The organism is Streptomyces sp. NPDC026500 (genome assembly GCF_055567635.1).
The window spans coordinates 172,883-198,225 of sequence record NZ_JBVHQB010000007.1; the positions used below are offsets into that span (position 1 = coordinate 172,883).

Genomic DNA, 25,343 nt, shown 5'->3' on the forward strand with positions numbered 1-25,343 from the left:
CGACCCCGAGTGCACTCTCCAGGGCCAAATGGGGGATGGTAGAGACAGTCAGGGCACCTCGAAGAAGAGGCACAACGTCGGTGAGGGATGACGTGAGCGACAACTCTGTAGTACTGCGGTACGGCGATGGCGAGTACACCTACCCGGTGATCGACAGCACCGTCGGCGACAAGGGCTTCGACATCGGCAAGCTCCGCGCCCAGACCGGTCTGGTGACGCTGGACAGTGGGTACGGCAATACGGCCGCCTACAAATCCGCGATCACCTATCTCGACGGTGAGCAGGGCATCCTCCGCTACCGCGGCTACCCGATCGAGCAGCTGGCCGAGCGTTCCACCTTCCTGGAGGTGGCCTACCTGCTGATCAACGGCGAGCTCCCGAACGTCGACGAGCTCTCCACCTTCAAGAACGAAATCACGCAGCACACCCTGCTGCACGAGGACGTCAAGAACTTCTACAGGGGCTTCCCGCGCGACGCCCACCCGATGGCGATGCTGTCCTCGGTCGTCTCGGCGCTGTCGACCTTCTACCAGGACAGTCACAACCCGTTCGACGAGAAGCAGCGCAACCTTTCCACGATCCGGCTGCTCGCCAAGCTCCCGACGATCGCGGCGTACGCGTACAAGAAGTCGATCGGCCACCCCTTCGTCTACCCGCGCAACGACCTCGGGTACGTCGAGAACTTCCTGCGCATGACCTTCTCGGTCCCCGCGCAGGAGTACGAGCTCGACCCGGTGGTCGTCTCCGCGCTCGACAAGCTGCTGATCCTGCACGCGGACCACGAGCAGAACTGTTCGACGTCCACCGTGCGTTTGGTCGGCTCCTCGCAGGCGAACATGTTCGCCTCGATCTCCGCCGGCATCTCCGCCCTGTGGGGCCCGCTGCACGGCGGCGCCAACCAGTCGGTCCTGGAGATGCTGGAGGGCATCCAGGCCAACGGCGGCGACGTCGACTCCTTCATCCGCAAGGTGAAGAACAAGGAGGACGGCGTCCGCCTGATGGGCTTCGGCCACCGGGTGTACAAGTCCTTCGACCCGCGCGCCAAGATCATCAAGGCGGCGGCGCACGACGTCCTCTCCGCTCTCGGCAAGTCCGACGAGCTGCTGGACATCGCCCTGAAGCTGGAGGAGCACGCGCTCTCCGACGATTACTTCGTCTCGCGCAACCTCTACCCGAACGTGGACTTCTACACGGGCCTGATCTACCGCGCCATGGGCTTCCCGACCGAGATGTTCACGGTCCTGTTCGCCCTCGGCCGGCTGCCGGGCTGGATCGCCCAGTGGCACGAGATGATCAAGGAGCCCGGCTCCCGCATCGGCCGCCCGCGTCAGATCTACACGGGTTTCGTCGAGCGCGACTTCGTGCCGGTCGAGGCCCGCTGAGGCTCGCACGGAACCACCGGGCTCCGTAGGCGGAGCCCGGTGAAGCACGTACCAAAGCAGAAATACGGAAAGCGCCCTGCTACTGGTCCCCCCACGGGCCGGCAGTCAGGGCGCTTTCCTTGTCCCGGTGCGGATTCCCCCCACGGGATCCGGCCGGGCGTCTGCGGGACAGCGCCTGAATCGCTGTGTGCCGGCACGGGGCCGGCGGTGCAGCCGAGCGAGCGGAGCTCGCTGTACTGCGGTGGTGCGGTGCGATCTGCCGGGACGCGTACGGATCGGGAGGGCCGCTCAAAGCTCCCCGCTGTACGTGCCCCGGCGACGCAATTTCCGGGAACGTCCCCCAAGACATCCCCAGATGCCAGTCACGCCCCCCAAGACGCTTCTGACATCGCCAACTTAGACTGACGAACCCCTTCGGTGGTTACGTTCACATCACTGTGATCTGAGTCTCTTGCATATGTCCTGAAGATAGGCAAGAGACCCGGTATGGGAATCGAGGACCAAGCGTAAGGAAGATGCGCGAGCCTTGTGAAGAGCTTATGTGAGGCTCGCGTTGGACTCTAGGGGGACTCCATGTCCGTCGTCACGCGAATGCTCTCAGTCGAAGGCTGTTCGTGACCACGAAGACGGACGAGAAGGCCATCGCCGCTCCCGCGATCATGGGGTTCAGCAGGCCCGCGGCGGCCAGCGGAAGCGCCGCCACGTTGTAGCCGAAGGCCCAGAGCAGGTTTCCCTTGATAGTCGACAAGGTGCTGCGCGCCAGCCGGATCGCGTCCGCGGCCACCCGAAGGTCCCCGCGCACGAGCGTCAGATCGCTCGCCTCGATCGCCGCGTCCGTCCCCGTGCCCATCGCGAGGCCCAGATCAGCGGTGGCGAGCGCCGCCGCGTCGTTCACCCCGTCGCCGACCATCGCGACGGTCCGTCCCTCGCGCTGCAGCCGCTGGACCACGGCGACCTTGTCCTCGGGCAGCACCTCGGCGATCACGTCGGCGGAGCCGATGCCCACCGCCCGTGCCACGGCCTCGGCGACCGCCCGGTTGTCCCCGGTCAGCAGCATCGGTGTGAGCCCGAGGGCGCGCAGTTCGCGTACGGCCTCGGCGCTGGTCTCCTTGACCGTGTCGGCGACGGTCACGACACCCACCGGCGCCCTGTCCAGGGCGACCACGACGGCCGTGCGGCCCGCCGCCTCGGCCACGTTCTTCGCGTCCGCAAGCGCTTCGGGGAGCGCGCCCGGGAACCGGCCGACGGTGACGTCGTGGCCGTCCACCCGGCCGCGTACGCCGCGGCCCGGCACGTTCTCGAAGTGTTCCGGCACGGGAAGGCCGCCTGTGCGCTCCTGAGCGCCTGCCGCGATCGCTCGGGCAATGGGATGCTCGGAGGCGTGTTCCAGGGCTCCGGCGAGCCGCAGGACGTCCTTCTCGGCGGTGCCGTCGACGACGTACACCTCGTGCAGGCTCATGCGTCCCGTGGTCACCGTGCCGGTCTTGTCCAGCAGGACGGTGTCGACGCGGCGCGTGGACTCCAGGACCTCGGGTCCCTTGATGAGGATGCCGAGCTGGGCGCCGCGGCCCGTGCCGACCATCAGGGCGGTCGGGGTGGCCAGGCCGAGCGCGCACGGGCAGGCGATGATCAGCACCGCGACGGCGGCGGTGAAGGCCGCGACCGTGTCGCCGGTGACCGCGATCCAGGCCGCGAAGGTGCCGAGCGCGATGAGCAGCACGACGGGCACGAAGACCCCGGAGATCCGGTCGGCGAGACGCTGCACCTCGGCCTTGCCGTTTTGCGCGTCCTCGACGAGCCGGGCCATCCTCGCGAGCTGGGTGTCCGCGCCGATCCGGGTGGCCTCGACGACGAGCCGGCCCCCGGCGTTCACGGTCGCACCCGTGACGGTGTCCCCGACGGTCACGTCCACCGGCACCGACTCGCCGGTCAGCATGGACGCGTCCACGGCCGACGCGCCCTCGACGACGGTCCCGTCGGTGGCGATCTTCTCGCCGGGCCGTACGACGAAGCGGTCGCCGACCGTCAGCTGCGCCACGGGGAGGCGGACCTCACGGCCGTCCCGCAGGACCCATACGTCCTTGGCGCCGAGTTCCATCAGCGCCCGCAGCGCCGCTCCCGCGCGCCGCTTGGAGCGGGCCTCCAGGAAGCGCCCCAGCAGGATGAACGCGATGACGCCCGCGGCGACCTCCAGGTAGAGCGTGGACGCCCCGTCCGTACGGGAGACGGTGAAGTCGAAGCCGTGCCGCATGCCCGGCATCCCCGCGTCGCCGAAGAACAGCGCCCACAGGGACCAGCCGAACGCGGCGAGGGTGCCGACCGAGACCAGGGTGTCCATGGTGGCCGCGCCGTGCCGCGCGTTCGTCAGGGCGGCCCGGTGGAAGGGCAGTCCGCCCCAGACCACTACGGGCGCGGCGAGCGTCAGCGAGAGCCACTGCCAGTTGTCGAACTGGAGGGCCGGGATCATCGACATGAGGACGACGGGCAGGGCGAGCAGCGCGGAGACGGTCAGCCGTTGGCGCAGGGAGGCCGTTTCGGGGTCGTCGTCGGCGGGCGGTGCCGCCTCCGGGGGCGCCGCCGGCGGCGGGGGCTCCTCGGCGGTGTAGCCCGTCTTCACCACCGTGGCGATCAGATCGGCGACCTGTACCCCCGTGGGGTAGGAGACCTTGGCCTTCTCCGTCGCGAAGTTGACGGTGGCGGTGACGCCGTCCATGCGGTTGAGCTTCTTCTCGACGCGGGCCGCGCAGGAGGCGCAGGTCATCCCGCCGATGGAGAGTTCGATGTCCGAGGTCGTGCCTATGGGCGTCTCGGGTGCTGCGGTGGTCATGGTCCGGCTCCAGGAATGAGCCGGGCCGCGCGGAGCCGGTATCAGCCGGTCGGCACGGCCCGGTGCGGAGGAGAAGAGCTGCTGGGTCCCGCTCAGGCCGGGCCGACGAGCTCGAAGCCCGCCTCGTCGACGGCGGCGCGGACGGCGTTCTCGTCGAGCGCGGTCTCGGAGACGACCGTGACCTCGCCGGTCGAGGCGACGGCCTTGACCGAGCTCACACCGGAGATCCCGGAGATCTCGCCGCTGATGGAGCCTTCGCAGTGTCCGCAGCTCATGCCGCTCACCTGGTAGACGGTGGTGACGGAACCCGGGGTGCCGGTCTGGGCGGTCATGGCGTTACTCCTCGTCGAGGCGTCCGGTGCGTGCGGGTGCGGGAGGGATCCCTGGGAACCCAGGGTTCCCCTCGATGTTCACCACACTATACCCCTAGGGGGTATTTCTCCAAGTGGTGTCGCGGCGCGCCAGCGAGCGCGCCCAGGCCACCCCCGCGAGCGAGACGAGGAACAGGCCGCCCAGCGAGAACAGCGTGAAGAGGTGGTCCTGTCCGCCGGGCGGCCGCGGCAGCCGGCCCGGACCGAACAGCGTCCGGTCGAGTCCCGCACGGCTCAGCCGGGACACCAGCCACAGCGCGATCCCGTGCGTGGAGTCCCACAGGGCGTGCAGCACGCAGACGCCGAGGCAGCTGCCGAGCACCGGAGCGGTGAACCGGAAGTGCCCGTTCGGGCGGCGGTACGCCAACAGCGCCGCGCCCGTGACCGCGGTCCACAGGCCGTGTCCGAAGGGAGTGAGCACCCCGCGCAGGATCTCGGTCTCCAGGAGCGTGCGCAGATCGACGCCCTGGAGGGACACGGCCGCGTCGAAGGCGTGGCCCGCGCTCTCCAGGGCCGCGAAGCCGAACCCGAGTGTCGCGCCGAGCGCCAGGCCGGCCCGCGGCCCGCGGATCCGGGTGTGCCGGCGCAGCACGTACATCAGCGCGCCGAGTTTCACCGCCTCCTCGGTCAGTGCGGCTCCGGCGTACATCCACAGCGAGGGGCGCGGCAGTTGGTACTCCATCACGGACGCGCCGAGCACCCCCAGGGTGCCGCCGGTCAGGAAGCAGCCGAGGATCAGGTTCACGCCCAGGTCGCGGCCGTGCCGCTCGTACGCCCAGAGCACGAAGACGACGGGAACCAGAAAGCTGCCGAGCAGGATCAGGGTCGGCAGCGGCGTGGCGCTCTTCGTGGCGTACGTGACGATCGCGGTCAGCGCCCAAAGGGCCAGCCCGGCGCCGAGGAAGCGCTTCCAGAGGCCGACGCGGATCCGGGGGTACGACGGCGGGGGCTGCTGCGGTCCGGGAATGCGGGCCCGTGGTGCGCCCGGTGGCTGATTCTGGGTCACGGCCATCCCTTTGTCCCTCGGGGGCTGACCCGCGGGCTCGGACGGGGGACCCGCGTTCCGACGCGTCGGGGCACCCCCGTGGGTGTGTGGCACAGGGGCGCGTGGACGGATCGATACCGCGGATCACTGATCGATTTGTCCGAACCTTATGGCACATGTCCCCGATGTCGCAGGCCGGAACGCTGGTGCCGCCCCCGTCCGGCGCGGCTCAGCGACCGGCGGGCAGCCCGCCTTCGAGGAGCGGCTCCAGATAGCGGTACATGACCGTCTTCAGCTCCGCGATGTAGGCGTCCCGTTCGGTGTCCTCGTGGGACATGATCAGCGTGAGGCCGGCCTTGAAGAGGTGGAGCGCCATGTTCGCCGTACGGGTGCGCTGGTCGGACGGCATGTCCGGCACGCGGGTCGCGATCATCTCCTCGACGCGGGCGAGGAGGGTGCAGTGGACGGTGCCGATCTCCTCGATGATCGCTCCCGGTACGTCGGGGCCGTGCATCAGGACGGCGAAGGCCGGGTTCTCGACGTTGAAGGCGATCAGCGGGTCGAGGATCGCGTCGAGCATCCGGTCCAGCGGGAGGCCGATGTTCTCCGGGGCGAGCGCCTGTCCGTGCGACTGTGCCCAGTGCTCCAGCAGCTGGTCGCTGAGGCCGACTGCGATGGCCTCCTTGTTCGGGAAGAACTGGTAGAGCGTGCCGGGTGAGACGCCTGCCTCGCGGGCGATGGCGTTGGTGCTCGCCGCCGTGTAGCCGGACTGGCAGAACACCGAGGCCGCCGCTTCAAGGAGCTGGGCGATGCGGCGCTCGCCGCGGGCCTGGCGGCGGCGCGGCTTCTCTTCGGCGCGCTGCTGCCGTGTCGGCGACTCCTCGGTCTGCTGCTTCTCGGGCACGGGTTATCCCCAGCTTCTCGGGACGCGATTGACAAATACGAGTGGTCGCTCGCATTCTTGAAAAACGCGAGCGATGACTCGTGTTTGCCATTCTATGGCAATGGGCGATCCATGACGCCTGCACGGATGCGGGTCATCGGATCACGGTGAAGGGGACACCGCATCATGTCCGAAGTCAACGGCGCGGATGACGGGCCCGGGGCGAGGCCAAGCGAGGGCGAGGGCTCGGGCGGGGGTACGGGCAGGAGTACGGGCGACGGCTCCCGTGGGGGTACGGGCGGGGGTGCGCGGCTCGGCGGATGGACCCGGTTCGTCACGGCGCGGCCACGGCTCTCCCTGCTCGTCGCCCTCCTGCTGACCGCGCTCGCCGTGGTCGTCGGCAGCGGGGTCGCGGACCGGCTCGGCAGCGGCGGCTGGGAGGACCCGACCGCGCAGTCGACCTACGCGACCAAGGCGCTGGAGCGGGAGTTCCCCGCCTCGCAGCCCAATCTGCTGCTCCTCCTCGACGCGGGCGGAGCCTCGGTCGACGACCCCGCGGTCGCCGCCGAGGCCAAGCGGATAACGACGCGCCTGGCCGCCGAGCACGGCGTCACCGGCGTCGGCTCCTACTGGCAGTCCGGTTCACCCGCGCTGAAGGCGCGCGACGGCCACGAGGCGCTGATCGCCGCCCGGATCACCGGCGACGAGACGGCCGCGGCTGGCACCCTGGACCGACTCGCACCCTCCTACCGGGGGAAGAGCGGCCCCGTCGAGGTCGAGATCGGCGGACCGATCGCCGTGCGGCACGAGATGCAGACGACCATCAAGGAGGACTTGACCCGGGCCGAGATGATCGCCCTTCCGGTGACCCTCCTGCTGCTGGTCATGGTCTTCGGGAGCGCTGTCGCGGCCCTGCTCCCGCTCGGGGTCGGGATCATCGCGATCCTCGGCACCAACGCCGTGCTGCGCGGACTCACCGAGGTCACGGACGTCTCGGTGTTCGCGATGAACCTGACGACGGCGCTCGGTCTCGGTCTCGCCATCGACTACGCCCTGTTCATCGTCCGCAGGTTCCGCGAGGAACTGGCCACCGGCGCCCCACCGCGCACCGCGGTCGGCATCACCCTGCGCACCGCGGGCCGGACCGTTCTCTTCTCCTCCCTCACGGTGGCCGTGTCGCTGGCCGCGATGCTGGTCTTCCCGCAGTACTTCCTGCGTTCCTTCGCGTACGCGGGCATCGCCGTCGTGCTGCTGGCCGCGGCCGCAGCCCTGATCCTGCTCCCCGCCGCACTGATGCTCCTCGGCGACCGGGTGAACTCCCTGGACCTGCGGCGCCTGTTCCGGCGCGGAAGGCCGGATCCGGCCGGCGGCGGGGCCCTCTGGGGACGTATGGCCTCCCTCGTGATGCGCAGGGCACCGCTCTTCGCGGTGGCCACCACGGCCGGCCTCATCGTCCTCGGACTGCCCTTCGTGGGCGTGAAGTTCGGCACGGCCGACGACCGGCAGCTGCCCTCCGGCGCGGAGTCGCACATCGTCCAGCAGCACATCCGCGACGGCTTCCCGGGAAGCCCCGGCGGCGCTCTGGAGGTCCTGGCCGAGGGCCCGGCCACCGACACCCAGTACGCCCGGTACAGGGAGCGGATCGCCGCGCTGCCCGAGGTGCTGCGCGTGGACGGGCCCCTGGTGAAGGGCGACGCCGCGTACTTCTCGGTGCTGCCGAAGGGTGAGGCCGTGGACGAGGGGGCCCAGCGGCTGGTGGGCGAACTCCGGGCGGCGGACGCTCCGTTCGACACCTCCGTGACCGGCACGGCGGCCGTCCTGGTCGACTCCAAGCACGCGATAGCCGACCGGCTCCCGTGGGCGGCCGCGTTCATCGCGATCGTCACGCTGTTCCTGGTGTTCCTGCTGACCGGGAGCGTGCTGATCCCGGTCCAGGCGGTCCTGCTCAACGCGCTCAGCCTGACGGCGATGTTCGGTGCGGTGGTCTGGGTCTTCCAGGACGGCCACCTCTCCGGCCTCCTCGACTTCACCAGTTCCGGTTCGATCGAGACGACCCTCCCGGTCCTGATGTTCTGCGTCGCCTTCGGCCTCTCCATGGACTACGGCGTCTTCCTTCTCTCCCGCATCAAGGAGGAGTACGACCACACCGGCGATCACCGGGAGGCGGTCCGTTTCGGGCTCCAGCGCACCGGCGGGCTGATCACCGCCGCCGCGGTCATCCTCGCCGTGGTGATGGTCGCCATCGGCACCTCCCGGGTGGCCAACACCAAGATGCTCGGACTGGGCGTCGCGCTCGCCGTGCTGATGGACGCGATGGTCGTCCGCAGCCTGCTGGTCCCGGCGGTCATGCGTCTGACCGGCAGGGCCACCTGGTGGGCGCCAGGACCCCTGCGGCGCTTCCACGACCGTTTCGGACTCAGCGAGGGGGCGGCACGGGAACCGGCCCCGGACGCGGCATCGGCGGCGGACCCGGACGGGGAGTCGGCATCGGCGGCGGACCCGGACACGGAGTCCGTACCGGCGGCGGAGTCGGTGCCGGACGCGGAGGCGGAGCCGGGTCGGGACAAGGCCGAGGCGCGCGGATAGCGTTCGCCGCGGAAGCTGATCTCCGAGCGGAGGGCGGGAGCCGATGCGGGCAGTGGTGTTCGAGCGGTACGGGGAGCCGGCCGAGGTGCGGGACGCGCCGGACCCGGCGCCCGCGGAGCACGGGGTCGTGGTGCGGGTCGAGGCCACCGGGCTGTGCCGGAGCGACTGGCACGGCTGGATGGGCCACGACCCGGACATCACGCTGCCGCATGTGCCGGGCCACGAACTCGCCGGGGTGATCGAGGCGGTGGGCGCCCGGGTGACGGGATGGCACCCCGGCGACCGGGTCACCGTCCCGTTCGTCTGCGCCTGCGGAAGCTGTCCCGCGTGTGCGGCGGGCGACCAGCAGGTGTGCGAGCGGCAGACCCAGCCGGGATTCACGCACTGGGGCTCCTTCGCCCAGTACGTGGCGCTCGACCACGCCGAGGTGAACCTGATCGCGGTGCCGCCGGAGTTGTCCTTCGCGACGGCGGCCTCGCTGGGCTGCCGGTTCGCCACGGCGTTCCGCGCGGTGGTCGCGCAGGGGAGGACGGCCGCGGGGGAGTGGGTCGCGGTCCACGGCTGCGGCGGCGTCGGCCTCTCGGCGGTGATGATCGCGGCGGCGTCCGGTGCACGAGTGGTGGCAGTCGACGTGTCACCCGCGGCGCTCGACCTGGCACGGAAGTTCGGGGCGGCGGAGTGCGTGGACGCCTCCGCCGTGGCGGACCCGGCACAGGCGGTCCGCGAACTGACCGGCGGTGGCGCGCATGTGTCGCTGGACGCCCTCGGGTCGCCCGTCACCTGCGCGGCCTCGGTCAACGGTCTGCGCCGTCGAGGCCGCCACGTCCAGGTCGGCCTGCTGCCCTCGCCGACCGGCGCCACCCCGGTCCCGATGGCCCGGGTGATCGGGCTCGAACTCGAAATCCTCGGCAGCCACGGGATGGCGGCCCACGCCTACCCGCCCCTGCTGGAACTGGTCCGCGCCGGCGCACTGCGCCCCGACCTCCTCGTGACCGCCACCATCCCGCTGGACGCCGCACCCGCCGCCCTGGCCGCCATGGGATCGGCGCCGGGTGCGGGGGTGACGGTCATCGAGCCGTGGAGGTGACGGTCGTCGAGCAGTGAGGGTGCCGGGAATCAAGCCGGCGTGAGGGCAGTCCGGTCGGACGGTGCCCCACCCTGGGTGGGGCACCGGTTTCGCCGGGATCCGGTCAGGCGTCCCTTCTGCCTCGGTTTCCTGGGCGGGAGGCGACCCAGGCGCGGACGGTGTCGGCGTACCAGTAGGGCTTTCCGGCCTCGACGTGGTCGGGCGGCGGCAGCAGCCCGTGCTTGCGGTAGGACCGGACGGTGTCCGGCTGCACCTTGATGTGCGCGGCGATCTCCTTGTACGACCAGAGCCTGCGGTCGGTCATGAGTGGCACCTCCCTGCGCGCACCGCGGCGGCGGCCTGGGACGGTCGTCGGGGGAGCCGGGCGCTGCGCTGGTGATCACAAAGCGTGTGCCAGGTGAACGACGCAGAGTGAGCGCTGGGCTGTGGCTGTTGACCGGGTGTGACGTAAGACCCGCGTATACGCGACATGTGTGACACAGGCGTGGTTTTTGTGACACGAGTGACGCATTGGCCGCCGAGGGGCGGAGAGTCGCCGGTGCCGTCCTCGGTGGACGGTTTCTGCCGTTGTTGTCCGCGCAACGGTCTCTGTGCTCGCCCGCGAGAAGACTTCCGTGACTCCTCGCGGGCCGATGCCCGACGTCGTCCGCCTCTCCGCCGGCCGCCACCGCCCGGCGCCGGCAGGGGCGCGCGGGAGGAGCGGGAGGAGCAGGCGGGAGAGGCGGGCGACCCGCCGGGTCCGAGCGCTCGGCGGGTCGGCGGGGTGTGGTTCTCACGCCCCGCAGGACCTCAGGAACGCCCGGGTGCGCCGGGCGATCGGGAGTGGCTTGTCCGGCGGGCACGGGTACATGTCCTGCTCGACGATCGCGAAGAGCTCGACACCGAGCTGCTGCGCGGCGGCGAGGACGGGCTCCAGCGCCGGTACGCCGGACGGTGGTTCGCACATCACGCCGCGCGCGACGGCGGGCCCGAACGGCAGCTCCTCGGCCCGTACGCCGGCCAGCACCAGCGGGTCCACCTGCTTGAGGTGGAGGTAGCCGATGCGTTCGCCGTACGTCTCGATGAGCTTGACGCTGTCGCCGCCGCAGTAGGCGTAGTGGCCCGTGTCCAGACACAGCGACACCAGCGAGGAGTCGGTCGCGTCGAGGAAGCGCGTGACGTTCTCCTCGCTGTCGATGTGCGTGTCGGCGTGCGGATGGACGACGATCCTCAGCCCGTAGCGCTCCCGCACCTCATGGGCGAGCCGCTCGGTCTGGGCGGTCAGATGGCGCCACTGGGTCGGCGTCAGCCTGCGGTCCTCCAGCACCGCGCCGGTCTTGTCGTCCCGCCAGAAGGCCGGGATGACGACGAGATGCCCCGCGCCCGTCGCCTGGGCGAGCGCCGCGATGTCCGAGACGTGCGCCCAGGTGGACTCCCACACGTCGGGACCCCGGTGCAGCCCGGTGAAGACCGTGCCCGCCGAGACGCTGAGCCCGCGCCGGGCGGTCTCCTCCCTGAGGATGTCCGGATCGGTGGGCAGGTAGCCGTACGGGCCGAGCTCGATCCACTCGTAGCCGGATCCGGAGACCTCGTCGAGGAAGCGCTGCCAGGGGACCTGCTGCGGGTCGTCGGGGAACCAGACGCCCCAGGAGTCGGGAGCCGAACCGATCCGGATGCGCGACAGTGAGGACGGAGGCGACGACCTCGGTGACGACTCCGACGAGGGCTCGGGCTGTGACCGCGGCGATGACTGAGGTGGCAACGACGTCATGGGCGTCAGCTTCGGGCGGCTCCGGAGAGGTGTCAAGCGTCGTCCGAATGTCTGGACAAAACGTTGACAGGCTTCGCGTGCGGCACTAGACCTGGGGGCAGCCGCAGGGACCGCAGGGAAGGGAACTCGATGGCGTACGAGCTGATCACCATGGGGCGGATCGGTGTGGACCTCTACCCGTTGCAGACGGGGGTCCCACTGTCCCGGGTGACCTCCTTCGGCAAGTTCCTCGGCGGCTCGGCGACCAATGTCGCGGTGGCCGCCGCGCGGCTCGGACGGCGTACGGCCGTCATCACCCGGACGGGTGCCGATCCCTTCGGAACCTATCTGCACGAGGCGCTGCGCGACTTCGGCGTCGACGACCGCTGGGTCACCGCGGTCCCCGGGCTGCCGACCCCCGTCACCTTCTGCGAGATCTTCCCGCCGGACGACTTCCCGCTCTACTTCTACCGACAGCCCAAGGCCCCCGACCTGGAGATCGAGGCCCGCGAACTCGACCTCGACGCCGTGCGTGACGCCCGCGTCTTCTGGATGACGGGCACGGGACTCTGCGCGGAGCCCAGCCGCACGGCCACGCTCGCCGCACTGGCCCACCGGGCGCGGTCCGGTACGACGGTCTTCGACCTCGACTGGCGCCCCATGTTCTGGAACGACACAGCCTGGAACGGCACAGGCCCGAAGGACGCGGCCTGGAGCGATCCCGCGGCGGCGCGTCCCTTCTACGCCGAGGCCCTGCGCCACGCGACCGTCGCCGTCGGCAACGTCGACGAGGTCGAGATCGCCACCGGAGAGCGTGAACCGCACGCCGCTGCCGCCGCCCTCCTCGAAACCGGTGTCGAACTCGCCGTGGTGAAACAGGGACCCAAGGGCGTCCTCGCCGTCCATCGCGACGGCACCACCGCCGAGGTCCCGCCCCTCCCGGTCGAGGTCCTCAACGGCCTCGGCGCGGGCGACGCGTTCGGCGGCTCCCTCTGCCACGGACTGCTCGCCGGCTGGGACCTGGAACGGATCATGCGCCACGCGAACGCGGCGGGCGCCATCGTCGCCTCCCGCCTGGAGTGCTCCTCCGCGATGCCCACCCCGCACGAGGTCGAACAGGCCCTCACCGCCGGAGCGGTGCGATGAGGGCGGGCCAGGTCGGGGGAGCCCACCACGAACAGGGTGGCGACACACCTCCGGCCGCCGAGACGGCCGATCGGGCCCGCACGACAGCCCCCGCGCACGAGGAGTCTTCCGGCACCCCCGCGCACAGCCCCTCACCCGCCACCCCCGCGCGGCGGGCCGCCGCCGGTACCCCGCCCACCGAACCGCTCACCGCCACCCCCGTCACCCCCACCACCTACGACCGTCTGCGCCTGCCGTCCCCCCGCGTCGACGTCCTCGCTCTCGTCCAGGTCCGGGCCCGTCACCCCGAGGCGATCGCGGAGGCCGCCGCGCGACGGGTGCGGCGGCCGCTCGTCGACGGCTCGGGGCGGCTGATGATCGTCGCCGCGGACCACCCGGCGCGCGGCATGCTGTCCGTCGGCGACCGGAAGCTGGCCATGGCGGGGCGCGCCGATCTGCTGGAGCGGCTGTGTCTCGCGCTCTCCCGCCCAGGGGTCGACGGCGTGCTCGCCACCGCCGACATACTCGACGACCTGCTGCTCCTCGGCGCGCTCGACGGCAAGGTGGTCATCGGGTCGATGAACCGGGGCGGACTCGCGGGCTCCGCCTTCGAGCTGGACGACCGGTTCACCGGGTACCGCCCGAAGGACATCGAGCGGCTCGGCTTCGACGCGGGCAAACTGCTGCTGCGCATCGACTACGACGACCCGGGCTCGCTGCGCACCCTGGAGTCCACCGCCCGGGTGATCGACGACATGGCCGAACGGCAACTCCCGGTCTTCGTCGAACCGTTCCTCTGCCGACGCCGGGCCGACGGCACCCTGCGCAACGATCTGAGCGCCGAGGCCGTCACCAAGTCCATCGCCATCGCCGGCGGCCTGGGCGGCAGTTCGGCGTACACCTGGCTGAAGGTCCCCGTCACCGAGAACCCCGACGACATGGCCCGCGTCATGGAGACCTCCACGCTGCCCGCCGTCCTGCTCGGCGGCGATGTCGGCGAGGACCAGGAGGGCGCCTACGAGAAATGGCGCGGGGCGCTCCAACTCCCTACCGTGCAGGGCCTGGTGGTGGGCCGTTCGCTGTTGTACCCCGCGGACGGCGATGTCGCCGCGGCCGTGGACACCGCCGTAGGACTTCTGTGAGGGCCGCATGAGTCGTCCGAGCAACGAGCTGTACGTGCCCAAGGGCACCACCGCCGACACCCACTACGCCCTCGACATCGACCCCGTACGGGCCGGCTGGACCCACAGCAGCCTGCGGATCGTGGAGCTGGCACCCGGCGGCACCCACACGTTCACCACCGGGGACAGCGAGTGGATCGTGCTCCCGCTCGGCGGCGCCTGCACGGTGCGCACCAAAGACGGCATGGACGAGGAAGAGTTCCAACTCCTGGGCAGACGGAGTGTGTTCGACGGAGTCTCCGACTTCGCGTACGTTCCCCGTGAGGCCCGGGCCCAGATCGCCTCCGGCGCGGGAGGCCGCTTCGCCCTGGCAGGAGCGAAGTGCGAGCGCCGACTCCCCGCCCGCTACGGCCCCGCGCCGGAGGTTCCCGTCGAAGACCGCGGCAGCGGCAACTGCGCGCGCCAGGTGCGCAATTTCGCCGCCGCGGACGTCTTCGACTGCGACCGGCTCATCGCCGTCGAGGTGATCACCCCCGGCGGCAACTGGTCCTCGTATCCGCCCCACAAGCACGACGAACACCTCCCCGGCGTCGAGTCCCGGCTGGAGGAGATCTACTACTTCGAGATCGACGGCCCGAACGGTTTCGGCTATCAGCGCGTATTCCCTTCCCGTGAGGGCGGTTCGGACGTCCTCGCCGAGGTCCGCTCCGGCGATGCCGTCCTCGTCCCCGACGGATGGCACGGCCCGTCCATCGCCCAGCCCGGTCACGCCATGTACTACCTCAACGTCATGGCGGGCCCGGGAGGGGACAGGGAGTGGCGGATCCGCTTCCACCCGGGACACGCAGAGAGCACAGGGGGATACCGATGACCTCGACGACGAGGCTGACGGTCGCGCAGGCGCTGGTGCGGTTCCTGGCCGCGCAGTACACCGAAAGGGACGGAGCGCGCCGCCGGCTGATCGGCGCCACCTGGGGCATCTTCGGCCACGGGAACGTCGCCGGGATCGGCCAGGCGCTCGTCGAGTACGCCGACGAGATGCCGTACCACCAGGGGCGCAACGAACAGGCCATGGTGCACGCGGCGGTCGGCTACGCGCGTCAGTGCGGCCGGCTGTCGGCGCACGCCGTGACCACCTCCATCGGGCCCGGCGCCACCAACCTGGTCACCGGCGCCGCGCTCGCCACCATCAACCACCTCCCGGTGCTGCTCCTGCCCGGCGACGTCTTCGCGACCCGCCCCGCCGATCCGGTGCTCCAGCAGCTCGAGGTCCCCTTCGCCGGGGATGTGTCGGTCAACGACTGTCTGCGCCCGGTGTCGAAGTACTTCGACCGGATCACCCGCCCCGAGGCCCTGATCCCGGCGGCCCTCCAGGCGATGCGCGTGCTCACCGACCCCGTCGACACCGGCGCCGTCACGCTCGCGCTGCCCCAGGACGTGCAGGCGGAGGCGTACGACTGGCCCGAGGAGTTCTTCGCCGAGCGGACCTGGGCCGTGCGGCGCCCGGCGGCCGACGCCGGCGAACTGGCGCGCGCCGTCGCGGCGGTCCGCGAGGCCCGGCGCCCGCTGATCGTCGCGGGCGGCGGTGTCCACCACAGCCGCGCCGAGGAGGCGCTCGCCGAACTCGCCTCCGCCACCCGCATCCCCGTCGCCTCCACCCAGGCGGGCAAGGGCTCGCTGCGCTGGGACCACCCCCAGGACGTCGGCGGCGTCGGCCACACCGGCACGGCGACCGCCGACGAGCTCGCCCGCACCGCCGACCTGGTCATCGGAGTCGGCACCCGCTACACCGACTTCACCACCGCCTCCGGCACCCTGTTCGGCGCGTCGGGCGTCCGCTTCCTCAACCTCAACATCGCTCCGTACGACGGCCACAAGCTCGCCGGCATACCGCTGATCGCCGACGCGCGCGCCGGTCTGGAGGCGCTCACCGAGGCGCTGCTGATGCACAAGCACCGCGCCGAGCCCGCGTACGTCACCGAGTACACGGACGACAAGGAGCGCTGGGAGTACCGCGTCGACGCGGCCTACGAGGCCGAGGACATCGACATCCGGCCCACCCAGCCGCAGGTCCTCGGTGTCCTGGACGAGCTGGTCACCGAGGACGACATCCTGATCAACGCGGCCGGGTCGCTCCCCGGCGACCTGCACAAGCTGTGGCGGGCGCGGTCGCGGGACCAGTACCACGTCGAGTACGGCTACTCGTGCATGGGCTACGAGATCCCGGCCGCGATCGGGGTACGGATGGCGGCCCCGGACCGGCCGGTGTGGGCGCTGGTCGGTGACGGCACGTATCTGATGATGCCGACCGAGATCGTCACCGCCGTCCAGGAGGGTGTCGCGATCAAGGTGATCATCCTCCAGAACCACGGGTACGCCTCGATCGGCGGTCTCTCCGAGTCCGTGGGCGGCGAGCGGTACGGCACGGCGTACCGCTACCGGGCCGAGGACCGCAGATACACGGGGGCACCGCTGCCGGTGGATCTCGCGGCCAACGCGGCAAGCCTGGGCATGCGGGTCCTACGCGCGAAGACCGTGCGTGACCTGCGGGCGGCCCTGGCCGAGGCGCGCGAGGCGGACACTCCCACTTGTGTCTACGTGGAGACCGAAACGGCAGACACAGTGTCGGGCGCGCCTCCGGCCCAAGCCTGGTGGGATGTACCTGTGGCCGAGACCGCGACCCGATCGTCGGCGGTCAAGGCACGTGAGGAGTACGACCGGCACGTCGCCGCCCGACGCCGCCATCTGTGAAGGAGTGCATGGCCATGACGAAGACCGTCGACCACTGGATCGGTGGCAAGACCGTCGAGGGTGCGTCGGGTACGTACGGGCCGGTCACCGACCCGGCGACCGGCGCCGTGACCACCAAGGTCGCGTTCGCGAGCGTCGACGAGGTCGACGCCGCGGTCGCCGCCGCGAAGGACGCGTACGCGACCTGGGGACAGTCCTCGCTGGCCAAGCGGTCCACGATCCTGTTCAAGTTCCGCGCGCTGCTCGACGCCAACCGGGACGCGATCGCCGAGCTGATCACCGCCGAGCACGGCAAGGTGCACTCGGACGCGCTCGGCGAGGTCGCGCGCGGTCTGGAGATCGTCGACCTGGCCTGCGGCATCACCGTGCAGCTGAAGGGCGAGCTGTCGACCGAGGTGGCCTCCAAGGTCGACGTGGCGTCGATCCGGCAGCCGCTCGGTGTCGTCGCGGGCATCACGCCGTTCAACTTCCCGGCCATGGTGCCGATGTGGATGTTCCCGCTCGCCATCGCGTGCGGCAACACCTTCGTCCTCAAGCCGTCCGAGAAGGATCCGTCGGCCGCCATGAAGCTCGCCGAGCTGCTGGCCGAGGCCGGTCTGCCCGACGGTGTCTTCAACGTCGTGCACGGGGACAAGGTGGCCGTCGACCGGCTCCTGGAGCACCCGGACGTCAAGGCGGTGTCCTTCGTCGGCTCGACCCCGATCGCCCGCTACATCCACACCACCGCCGCCGCGAACCACAAGCGGGTCCAGGCCCTGGGCGGCGCCAAGAACCACATGCTGGTCCTGCCGGACGCCGACCTGGACGCGGCCGCGGACGCCGCCGTCTCCGCCGCGTACGGCTCGGCCGGCGAGCGCTGCATGGCGATCTCCGCGGTCGTCGCGGTCGGCTCGATCGGTGACGAGCTGGTGGCCAAGATCCGCGAGCGCGCCGAGAAGATCAAGATCGGTCCCGGCAACGACCCGACCTCCGAGATGGGCCCGCTCATCACGGCCGCCCACCGCGACAAGGTGGCGTCGTACGTGAAGGGCGCTGCCGGCCAGGGCTCCGAGGTCGTCCTCGACGGCACGGGCTACACGGTCGAGGGGCACGAGGACGGCCACTGGATCGGCCTCTCGCTCCTGGACCGGGTACCGGTGACGGCGGACGCGTACAAGGACGAGATCTTCGGCCCGGTGCTGTGCGTGCTGCGCGTGGACACCTACGACGAGGGAGTGGCGCTGATCAACGCGTCCCCCTTCGGCAACGGCACCGCGATCTTCACCCGGGACGGCGGCGCCGCCCGCCGCTTCCAGCTGGAGATCGAGGCGGGCATGGTCGGCGTGAACGTGCCGATCCCGGTGCCCGTCGGCTACCACTCCTTCGGTGGCTGGAAGGACTCCCTCTTCGGGGACCACCACATCTACGGCAACGACGGCACGCACTTCTACACCCGCGGCAAGGTCGTCACCACCCGCTGGCCGGACCCGTCCGAGGCGCCCGCAGGCGTCGACCTGGGCTTCCCGCGCAACCACTGAGGCGTCACCCCGGTGCCCCGCCCCCGTCCGGGGGCGGGGCACCGTCGTGTTCCGGGCCTCCCGCCGTCCGGGGCCTACTGCTGCTGAGCGGCGGCCTTCTTCATCAGCTCGGTGACGTCACCGGTCTGCGCGGCCGGCGGGGCCTTCACATCCGCGGTGGCGCCGAACTTCTCGAAGTCCATGGTGATCGTCACGGCGCCGAGCACATCCTTCAGGCGGACCGGCAGGTCCTTGGCGCCGACCCAGACGTCCATCGTGATCGAGTCTGCGCCACCGGTCACCGAGTCGAAGAGGGTGTTCTCGTCCCCGGACGCGAGGGCGTCCTTGGCCTTGCCCATGTGGTTCTTGTCGATCACGGCCCGGTAGTGGGTCGTGCGCTTTCCGTCGACGGTCTCCTTGCCGAGGTCCTCGACGTCGTTCGCGTACTTCAGGCCCTTCATGATGGCCGCCGGGCTGCCGTTGTTCGAGCTTCCGCTCAACGCCTGGGCGCCCTTCTCGCCGAAGACGGCCGACCCGTCGACCTTCATCCACTCCTTGCCCTTGAGCGGGCCGGAGGGCTGCGGGTCGGTGTCGTAGTAGTAGGCGCCGTCCACGAGGAGCGTGCGGATCGACGGTGCGTCCGTCACCGCCTCCATCTTCGCGGCCTTGGTGTCCATCTCGACGTCGTACGCGAAGCCGTCTCCCCAGGAGTAGGTGCCCTTCGCGGCTATGGGGGCGCCGCCGTTCACCTCGGTGGTCATCTTGACCTGGGCCGAGCCCAGGGCCTCCGTCCGGTCCGTCGCCCGCCCCAGCGCCGCCATGATCGCGTCGGCGTGGCTGACCACCTCGGCCGTCTTCTTCGTGGTCTCCGCACTGCATCCGGTCGTCCCGGCCAGCGCCGCCGCGGCCACTCCGGCCCAGACCACGCCCCGCACGTAACGCATGTTCCCCACCCCTGTCCGTGCTTCTTCTGTGGAGCAGGACTCTATGGGCAGGCACTGACACGGTTACGCGCCGGTAGCCGTCCGGAATGCGGACCAATTCTGGCGAGTTTCAGCGCCGCGACTGCTGTTCTCGTCATGTGGTGACGAAACGGGTGATGCAGGTAACTGATTGATGTTCCCTTCGAAAGCAAGGTCATACGCCAGCAAGTCTTGTTGATTGCAGCATCGCGGCGTTGCTGCCTGGGAAAGCGATGTGACGTGCGTCGCTCCGCTGCTGCGGATTCCGTAGGTAAACGGCCATTGACGCAACGGTTTCCGTCAAGGTTCCATCAGCGCGGGAGCGGACGAGAAAGCAGTACGACGCGATCCGCCGGAGGCGATATCGCTCCCGCCCGAACACCCTGACGCACGAGTCGATCGGAACCGCTTCATGACCGACACGCTCCGCCCTGTAGAGACCGCCGTCCTGGACGCCGCCCCAACGGAGACCAGGAACCCCAAAACGCTCAAGCGCTCCATCGGCGTCGTCGGCGGCACCCTGCTGACCCTCTCGTGCGTGACACCCGCGTCGACCCTGTTCGTCGTGGTGCCCGACCTGTTCTCCTCGCTCGGCACCGCGACCGCGCTGACCATCGCGATCGGCTCACTGCTCTGTGTCGCCGTGGCGTTCTGCTACTCGGAGCTGGGCACCCTCATCCCCAGCGCGGGCGGCGAGTACGCCATGGTCTCCACGATGGCCGGACGCCTCGCGGGCTGGCTCGTGTTCGTGCTCTCCCTGCTGGTGGTCATGATCGTGCCGCCGGTGATCGCGATGGGCACGGCCGACTACCTGGCGCCCATCGTCCATCTGAACCCGGCGATGGCCGGCGCCGGCGTGATGCTCCTGGCCACTCTCGCGGGCCTGCTCGACCTGCGCGCCAACGCCTGGATCACCGGCATCTTCCTGGTCCTCGAAGTCATCGCCGCCGCGCTCGTGGCGGTCCTGGGCTTCGCGCACAGCCGGCGCGGCGCCGGCAGCCTGGTGTCGATGCAGGTCGCGGACTCCGGCGGCCACACGAACACCGTGACGGCCATGATGGTCGTCTCCGGGCTCGCCATCGCCCTCTTCATCACCCAGGGCTTCTCGACCGCGGTCTACCTCTCCGAGGAACTGGAGAACCCGCGCCGCAACGTCGCCCGTACGGTCCTGGCCACCCTCGCCATCTCCACGGTCATCATCCTGGTCCCGGTCGTCGCGATCACCCTGGGCGCCTCCGACCTGCCGGCGCTGAGCGGCGGCGACATCAGCAGCATGGTCACGGCCTGGTCCAACTCGGCCGTCGGCACCTTCGTCAGCCTGTGCGTGGCCCTCGCGATCATCAACGCGGGCATCGTCATGGTCATCCAGAACTCGCGCGTCCTGTTCGCCTCGGCCCGTGACAAGGCGTGGCCCGCACCGGTCAACAACGGCCTGTCCCGGCTCGGCCGGTTCGGTTCCCCGTGGGTCGCCACGCTGCTGGTGGGCGTCCCCGGCGCCGCCCTCTGCTTCGTCAACCTCGACACCCTGTACGGCGTGACGGGCGTGTCGGTGACCGCCATGTACCTCCTCGTCGCGGTCGCCGCCCTGCTCGCCCGGCGCGGCCACCACCGCCACACGCCCGCCTGGCGGATGCCGCTGTGGCCCGCGATGCCGATCGTGCTGATCGCGGTCCTCGCCTACGTCCTCAGCCAGCAGGAGACGGTCTATCTGGTGTGGACCGGCGGCATCACCGCCGTCGCCACCCTGTACTGGGCCTTTTACCTGCGGCCGCGCCGCGACACCCGCTGGCTGGTGTCGATCCCGGAGGACGCGCAGGCGTAACCGCGCGGTCCGCCCGGCCCGACCCCCACGCGCCGGGCCCCGCCCCTCGCGGAGGCCTCAGCCGAAGTCCCACGTCACCACCGTGCACGTCCCGTCGTCCTTGCCACCCGCGCTGCGGTACGTGGCAAGGGCGACGTCGTTTCCGGTGTCCACCCCCACCCACATCCCGTAGCAGCCGCGTTCCCGTGCCAGGGCGGCGAGTTCGCGGACCAGCGCCCGCCCGGTGCCGCGCCGCCGGAACGGCTCGGCCACCGCCAGCTCGTACAGGAACATCTCGGTGCCCTTGTCGGGGTGGACCGTCTCGACGCCACTGACGAAGCCGACCGGGACCTCGCCCTCGTAGGCCAGGTACAGGTGATGGCCCTGGGTGTCCAGGAACCGCCGGGCCCACTCGGGACGCACGGGATGGTCGAAGAGGTACTCGGCGGCGGTCAGTTCCCCGACGGTGACGGCGCGGCGCATCTGCATGGGGGGTTCGTACCACGGACGCGGTACACGAAAGCGGTGCCGTACTCCCGTGGGAGGGGTGCGGGTTCACCCCGGCGGCTGCCCCGGTTGTCGGTGGGCGCCCGTACCGTTGAGGCATGGATCTTCGACTGCCCCGGCCGCGCGGGCCGCGCCGGGGGCAACTCCCCGCTCGCACGACGGCGCGAGCCCGCGGGAGATGGGCGGCCGCCGCGGTGGCCGTCGTGCTGCTCGCGGGCGCGGGCACCTGGACGGCCGTCGCCTCCGACGACGCTCCCGCTGTGCACCGCGCCGACCGCGTCATGGCCATGGACGGCGGAGTGCGGCTCGACACCTCGTACTTCACCGCGGGCCCGGCCACCGTGCGCCGCCCCGCCGTCCTCCTCGCGCACGGCTTCGGCGGCAGCAAGGCGGACGTACGCGACGAGGCGGAGAAGCTCGCCAGCGACGGATACGCGGTGCTGACCTGGTCGGCGCGCGGCTTCGGCAAGTCCACCGGAAAGATCGGGCTGAACGACCCCAAGGGCGAGGTCGCCGACGTCTCCCGGCTCATCGACTGGCTCGCCCGACGGCCCGAGGTCCGGCTCGACAGGACCGGCGACCCGCGCGTGGGCGTGGCGGGCGCCTCCTACGGCGGGGCGATCTCGCTGCTGGCCGCCGCGAACGACCCGCGCGTCGATGCCATCGCCCCGTCGATCACGTACTGGAACCTCGCGGACGCCCTGTTCCCGAACGGCGTGTTCAAGAAGCTCTGGACGGGCATCTTCATCAACTCCGGCGGCGGCTGCGCCCGGTTCGAGACCGAGCTGTGCGCGATGTACAACCGGGTCGCGGAGTCCGGGAAGCCGGACGCGGCGGCGACGAAGCTGCTCCAGGAGCGCAGCCCCTCCGCCGTCGGCGACCGCATCAAGGTGCCCACCCTCATCGTGCAGGGCCAGTCCGACTCCCTCTTCCCGCTCGGCCAGGCCGACGCGATGGCCAAGGCCATCAAGGCGGGCGGCGCACCCGTGGACGTCGACTGGATCTCGGGCGGGCACGACGGCGGCGACCTGGAGACGGGCCGCGTCACCTCCCGGATCAACTCCTGGTTCGACCGCTATCTGAAGGACGACAAGGGCGCCGACACCGGCCCCGCCTTCCGCGTCACCCGCACCGGGGGCATCGACTCCACCGACGGCGCCGCCCTGCTGCGCGGCGCGAGCGCGGACACCTACCCCGGACTGGACAGCGGCCGGCACACCGTCGCGCTGACCGGCCGCGAGCAGAGCTTCCAGAACCCGGCCGGCGCCAGTCCGCCCGCCATCTCGGGCCTGCCGGGACTCGGCGGCTCGGGCGGTCTCGCCCAGCTCTCCACCCTCGGCGTCGGGATCTCCCTCGACTTCCCCGGCCAGTACGCCCGCTTCGACTCCGCACCGCTCCGTGCCGACCTGCCGATCACCGGCTCGCCGACCGTGACGGTGCACGTCCGGTCGAGCACCGACGAAGCGGTCCTCTTCGCAAAGGTCTACGACGTCGGTCCGGGCGGCACCCAGCAGGTACTGCCCTCCCAGCTGGTCACCCCGGTCCGTGTCGAGGGCGCCAAGAGCGGCAAGGACGTGTCCCTCACCCTTCCCGCCATCGACCACGAGGTCCAGAAGGGCCACCGGCTGCGTCTGGTCCTCGCCACGACCGACCTCGGTTACGCCTCCCCGGCGGCCCCGGCGACGTACACCGTGTCCCTCAGGAGCGACCTCCAGGTGCCGACGGCCCCCGCGGTGAAGACCGCCGCCTCGGCGCTGCCCGCCTGGGTCTGGTGGCTGCCCCTCGCCGGCGCGCTCGCCGCACTGGCACTGCTTGTGACCGGCCGCCGCCGCACGAGCGCCCCGGCACCCGATCCCGGGCTGGCCGAAGTCCCGCTCCAGATCAGCGGCCTGAGCAAGCGCTACGCCAAGTCGGCCGACCGGTACGCGGTACGGGAGCTGTCGTTCCGCGTGGAGAAGGGCCAGGTCCTCGGCCTGCTCGGACCGAACGGCGCGGGCAAGACGACCACGCTGCGCATGCTCATGGGCCTCATCAAGCCCGACGAGGGCGAGATCCATGTCTTCGGGCACGCGATCCGTCCCGGCGCGCCGGTCCTCTCCCGGGTCGGGGCGTTCGTCGAGGGAGCGGGCTTCCTCCCGCACCTCTCGGGCCGCGAGAACCTGGAGCTGTACTGGCTGGCCACCGGCCGTCCCCCCGAGGACGCCCATCTGGAGGAGGCCCTGGAGATCGCCGGACTCGGCGACGCGCTGGCCCGCGCGGTGCGCACCTACTCCCAGGGCATGCGCCAGCGCCTCGCCATCGCCCAGGCCATGCTCGGCCTCCCGGACCTGCTGATCCTGGACGAACCGACCAACGGCCTCGACCCGCCACAGATCCGCGAGATGCGCGAGGTGATGATCCGGTACGCCGCCGCCGGCCGCACGGTCATCGTCTCCAGCCATCTCCTCGCCGAGGTCGAGCAGACGTGCACCCATCTCGTGGTCATGGACCGCGGCCGGCTCGTGCAGGCGGGCCCGGTGTCCGAGATCATCGGCTCCGGCGACACCCTGCTCGTCGGCACCGCTTCACCCGTCGACGAGCCGGTCGTCGAGAAGGTGGGCGCCCTGCCGGGCGTGCTCTCGGCCGTCGCGACCGAGGAAGGGCTGCTGGTCCGCCTCGACGCCGACGGCAGCGCGCAACGCCTGGTCGTGGAGCTCGTACGCCTCGAAGTACCCGTAGCGGCGGTGGGCCCCCACCGCCGTCTGGAAGACGTGTTCCTCACCCTGATCGGAGGCTCCGCATGAGCACGCTCCTCGAGCGGACCGAGACGGCGGACGGGTACCGGGCGCGCCGCACCCTGCCGCTGCGCGTCGAGCTCGTCCGCCAGCTCAAGCGCCGCCGCACCCTGGTCATGGGGGCGGTCCTCGGGGCCCTGCCCTTCGTCCTGCTCGTGGCGTTCGCGATCGGCGGCCAACCGGGCGCGCGGAACGGCCGGATCACCCTGCTGGACACGGCCACCGCGTCGGGCGCCAACTTCGCCGCGGTGAACCTGTTCGTGTCGGCGGGCTTCCTCCTGGTGATCCCGGTCGCGCTGTTCTGCGGCGACACCATCGCCTCCGAGGCGAGCTGGTCCTCCCTGCGCTATCTGCTGGCGGCACCCGTGCCCAGAGCCCGGCTGCTGTGGTCCAAGCTCACCGTCGCGCTCGGTCTCAGTCTCGCGGCGATGGTCCTGCTGCCGGTCGTCGCGCTGGCGGTGGGCACCGCCGCCTACGGCTGGGGCCCGTTGGAGATCCCCACCGGCGGCGCGCTCTCCGCGGGTACCGCCGCCCAGCGGCTGCTCGTGGTGATCGTGTACATCTTCGTCTCCCAACTGGTCACCGCCGGGCTCGCGTTCTGGCTGTCGACGAAGACGGACGCCCCGCTCGGGGCGGTCGGCGGAGCGGTCGGCCTGACGATCGTGGGCAACGTCCTGGACGCGGTCACCGCCCTCGGCCACTGGCGCGACTTCCTGCCCGCCCACTGGCAGTTCGCCTGGGCCGACGCCGTCCAGCCGAATCTGGAGTGGAGAGGGATGATCCAGGGCGCGGCGATTTCGGTAACGTACGCGCTCGTCCTGTTCGCCCTGGCCTTCCGCGGTTTCGGGCGCAAGGACATCGTGTCGTAGGTCTCCGGAAGATCACCCACCGGTCTCGACGGGCCTCCGCCGTGGCCGCTTCGAAATCCTTCCGCAACGCATCCGAGCGCTCGTCCC

At 70.9% G+C, this 25,343-nt stretch carries 19 protein-coding genes; 11 read left to right on the plus strand and 8 right to left on the minus strand.

Going from position 1 to position 25,343, the window contains the following annotated elements; genetic code table 11:
- The first annotated feature begins 92 nt into the window (after nt 1-92).
- Nucleotides 93-1,382, plus strand: coding sequence for a citrate synthase (locus ACZ4N5_RS15250; RefSeq protein WP_467757557.1), 1,290 nt, complete (start codon nt 93-95; stop codon nt 1,380-1,382).
- A gap of 583 nt (nt 1,383-1,965) precedes the next feature.
- Here the strand turns inward: ACZ4N5_RS15250 and ACZ4N5_RS15255 are convergent.
- The 4 genes from ACZ4N5_RS15255 to ACZ4N5_RS15270 form a co-directional block, all read right to left on the minus strand.
- Nucleotides 1,966-4,209 (minus strand): heavy metal translocating P-type ATPase, encoded by a 2,244-nt coding sequence (locus tag ACZ4N5_RS15255; RefSeq protein WP_467757558.1) that lies wholly within the window; start codon nt 4,207-4,209, stop codon nt 1,966-1,968.
- Between the two features lie 92 nt (nt 4,210-4,301).
- On the minus strand, nt 4,302-4,541 hold the full coding sequence (locus ACZ4N5_RS15260) for a heavy-metal-associated domain-containing protein (RefSeq protein WP_467757559.1): 240 nt from the start codon (nt 4,539-4,541) through the stop codon (nt 4,302-4,304).
- Between the two features lie 94 nt (nt 4,542-4,635).
- Nucleotides 4,636-5,586: a PrsW family intramembrane metalloprotease gene (locus tag ACZ4N5_RS15265; RefSeq protein ID WP_467757560.1), complete on the minus strand. Its 951-nt coding sequence runs from the start codon at nt 5,584-5,586 to the stop codon at nt 4,636-4,638.
- 208 nt (nt 5,587-5,794) lie between these two features.
- A complete protein-coding gene (locus ACZ4N5_RS15270; protein WP_467757561.1) occupies nt 5,795-6,469 on the minus strand; it encodes a TetR/AcrR family transcriptional regulator in 675 nt (224 codons plus the stop codon).
- A 165-nt stretch (nt 6,470-6,634) separates the two neighbouring features.
- Here ACZ4N5_RS15270 and ACZ4N5_RS15275 point away from each other — a divergent pair, with 165 nt between their 5' ends.
- Nucleotides 6,635-9,034 (plus strand): MMPL family transporter, encoded by a 2,400-nt coding sequence (locus tag ACZ4N5_RS15275; RefSeq protein WP_467757562.1) that lies wholly within the window; start codon nt 6,635-6,637, stop codon nt 9,032-9,034.
- Between the two features lie 43 nt (nt 9,035-9,077).
- Nucleotides 9,078-10,121 (plus strand): zinc-dependent alcohol dehydrogenase family protein, encoded by a 1,044-nt coding sequence (locus tag ACZ4N5_RS15280; RefSeq protein WP_467757563.1) that lies wholly within the window; start codon nt 9,078-9,080, stop codon nt 10,119-10,121.
- Between the two features lie 103 nt (nt 10,122-10,224).
- Here ACZ4N5_RS15280 and ACZ4N5_RS15285 read toward each other — a convergent pair whose 3' ends face one another.
- Together ACZ4N5_RS15285 and ACZ4N5_RS15290 are read right to left on the minus strand one after the other, a co-directional pair.
- Nucleotides 10,225-10,425: a helix-turn-helix transcriptional regulator gene (locus tag ACZ4N5_RS15285; RefSeq protein ID WP_467757564.1), complete on the minus strand. Its 201-nt coding sequence runs from the start codon at nt 10,423-10,425 to the stop codon at nt 10,225-10,227.
- Nucleotides 10,426-10,893: 468 nt separating this feature from the next.
- On the minus strand, nt 10,894-11,871 hold the full coding sequence (locus ACZ4N5_RS15290; protein ID WP_467757565.1) for a sugar phosphate isomerase/epimerase family protein: 978 nt from the start codon (nt 11,869-11,871) through the stop codon (nt 10,894-10,896).
- A 129-nt stretch (nt 11,872-12,000) separates the two neighbouring features.
- On the opposite strand from ACZ4N5_RS15290, the gene iolC reads away from it, so the two are divergent.
- The 5 genes from iolC (at nt 12,001) to mmsA (ending at nt 18,364) form a co-directional block, all read left to right on the plus strand.
- Nucleotides 12,001-12,996 carry a 5-dehydro-2-deoxygluconokinase gene (iolC, locus tag ACZ4N5_RS15295; RefSeq protein ID WP_467757566.1) on the plus strand — a complete coding sequence of 332 codons (996 nt, stop codon included), beginning with the start codon at nt 12,001-12,003 and terminating at the stop codon, nt 12,994-12,996.
- 230 nt (nt 12,997-13,226) lie between these two features.
- Nucleotides 13,227-14,117 (plus strand): Cgl0159 family (beta/alpha)8-fold protein, encoded by an 891-nt coding sequence (locus tag ACZ4N5_RS15300; protein WP_467757703.1) that lies wholly within the window; start codon nt 13,227-13,229, stop codon nt 14,115-14,117.
- Nucleotides 14,118-14,124: 7 nt separating this feature from the next.
- A complete protein-coding gene (gene iolB, locus ACZ4N5_RS15305) occupies nt 14,125-14,967 on the plus strand; it encodes a 5-deoxy-glucuronate isomerase (RefSeq protein ID WP_467757567.1) in 843 nt (280 codons plus the stop codon).
- Complete coding sequence (gene iolD / locus ACZ4N5_RS15310; RefSeq protein ID WP_467757568.1) at nt 14,964-16,847, plus strand: 3D-(3,5/4)-trihydroxycyclohexane-1,2-dione acylhydrolase (decyclizing); 1,884 nt, start codon at nt 14,964-14,966, stop codon at nt 16,845-16,847. The genes iolB and iolD overlap by 4 nt, the downstream gene beginning before the upstream one ends.
- A 14-nt stretch (nt 16,848-16,861) precedes the next feature.
- A complete protein-coding gene (gene mmsA, locus ACZ4N5_RS15315; protein ID WP_467757569.1) occupies nt 16,862-18,364 on the plus strand; it encodes a CoA-acylating methylmalonate-semialdehyde dehydrogenase in 1,503 nt (500 codons plus the stop codon).
- Nucleotides 18,365-18,438: 74 nt separating this feature from the next.
- On the opposite strand, the gene ACZ4N5_RS15320 is transcribed toward mmsA, so the two are convergent.
- Nucleotides 18,439-19,287 (minus strand): SCO4651 family lipoprotein, encoded by an 849-nt coding sequence (locus ACZ4N5_RS15320; protein ID WP_467757570.1) that lies wholly within the window; start codon nt 19,285-19,287, stop codon nt 18,439-18,441.
- 430 nt (nt 19,288-19,717) lie between these two features.
- On the opposite strand from ACZ4N5_RS15320, the gene ACZ4N5_RS15325 reads away from it, so the two are divergent.
- Nucleotides 19,718-21,127 carry an APC family permease gene (locus tag ACZ4N5_RS15325; RefSeq protein ID WP_467757571.1) on the plus strand — a complete coding sequence of 470 codons (1,410 nt, stop codon included), beginning with the start codon at nt 19,718-19,720 and terminating at the stop codon, nt 21,125-21,127.
- Between the two features lie 57 nt (nt 21,128-21,184).
- Here the strand turns inward: ACZ4N5_RS15325 and ACZ4N5_RS15330 are convergent, their stop codons facing one another.
- Nucleotides 21,185-21,595: a GNAT family N-acetyltransferase gene (locus ACZ4N5_RS15330; RefSeq protein ID WP_467757572.1), complete on the minus strand. Its 411-nt coding sequence runs from the start codon at nt 21,593-21,595 to the stop codon at nt 21,185-21,187.
- A 116-nt stretch (nt 21,596-21,711) separates the two neighbouring features.
- On the opposite strand from ACZ4N5_RS15330, the gene ACZ4N5_RS15335 reads away from it, so the two are divergent.
- Entirely contained in the window at nt 21,712-24,396 is a 2,685-nt protein-coding gene (locus ACZ4N5_RS15335) for an alpha/beta fold hydrolase (RefSeq protein WP_467757573.1), read from the plus strand.
- The gene (locus tag ACZ4N5_RS15340; protein WP_467757574.1) at nt 24,393-25,256 is read left to right on the plus strand and encodes an ABC transporter permease; all 864 of its coding nucleotides are present in this window, start codon (nt 24,393-24,395) and stop codon (nt 25,254-25,256) included. Before ACZ4N5_RS15335 ends, ACZ4N5_RS15340 begins: the two co-directional genes overlap by 4 nt.
- The last annotated feature ends 87 nt before the right edge of the window (nt 25,257-25,343 follow it).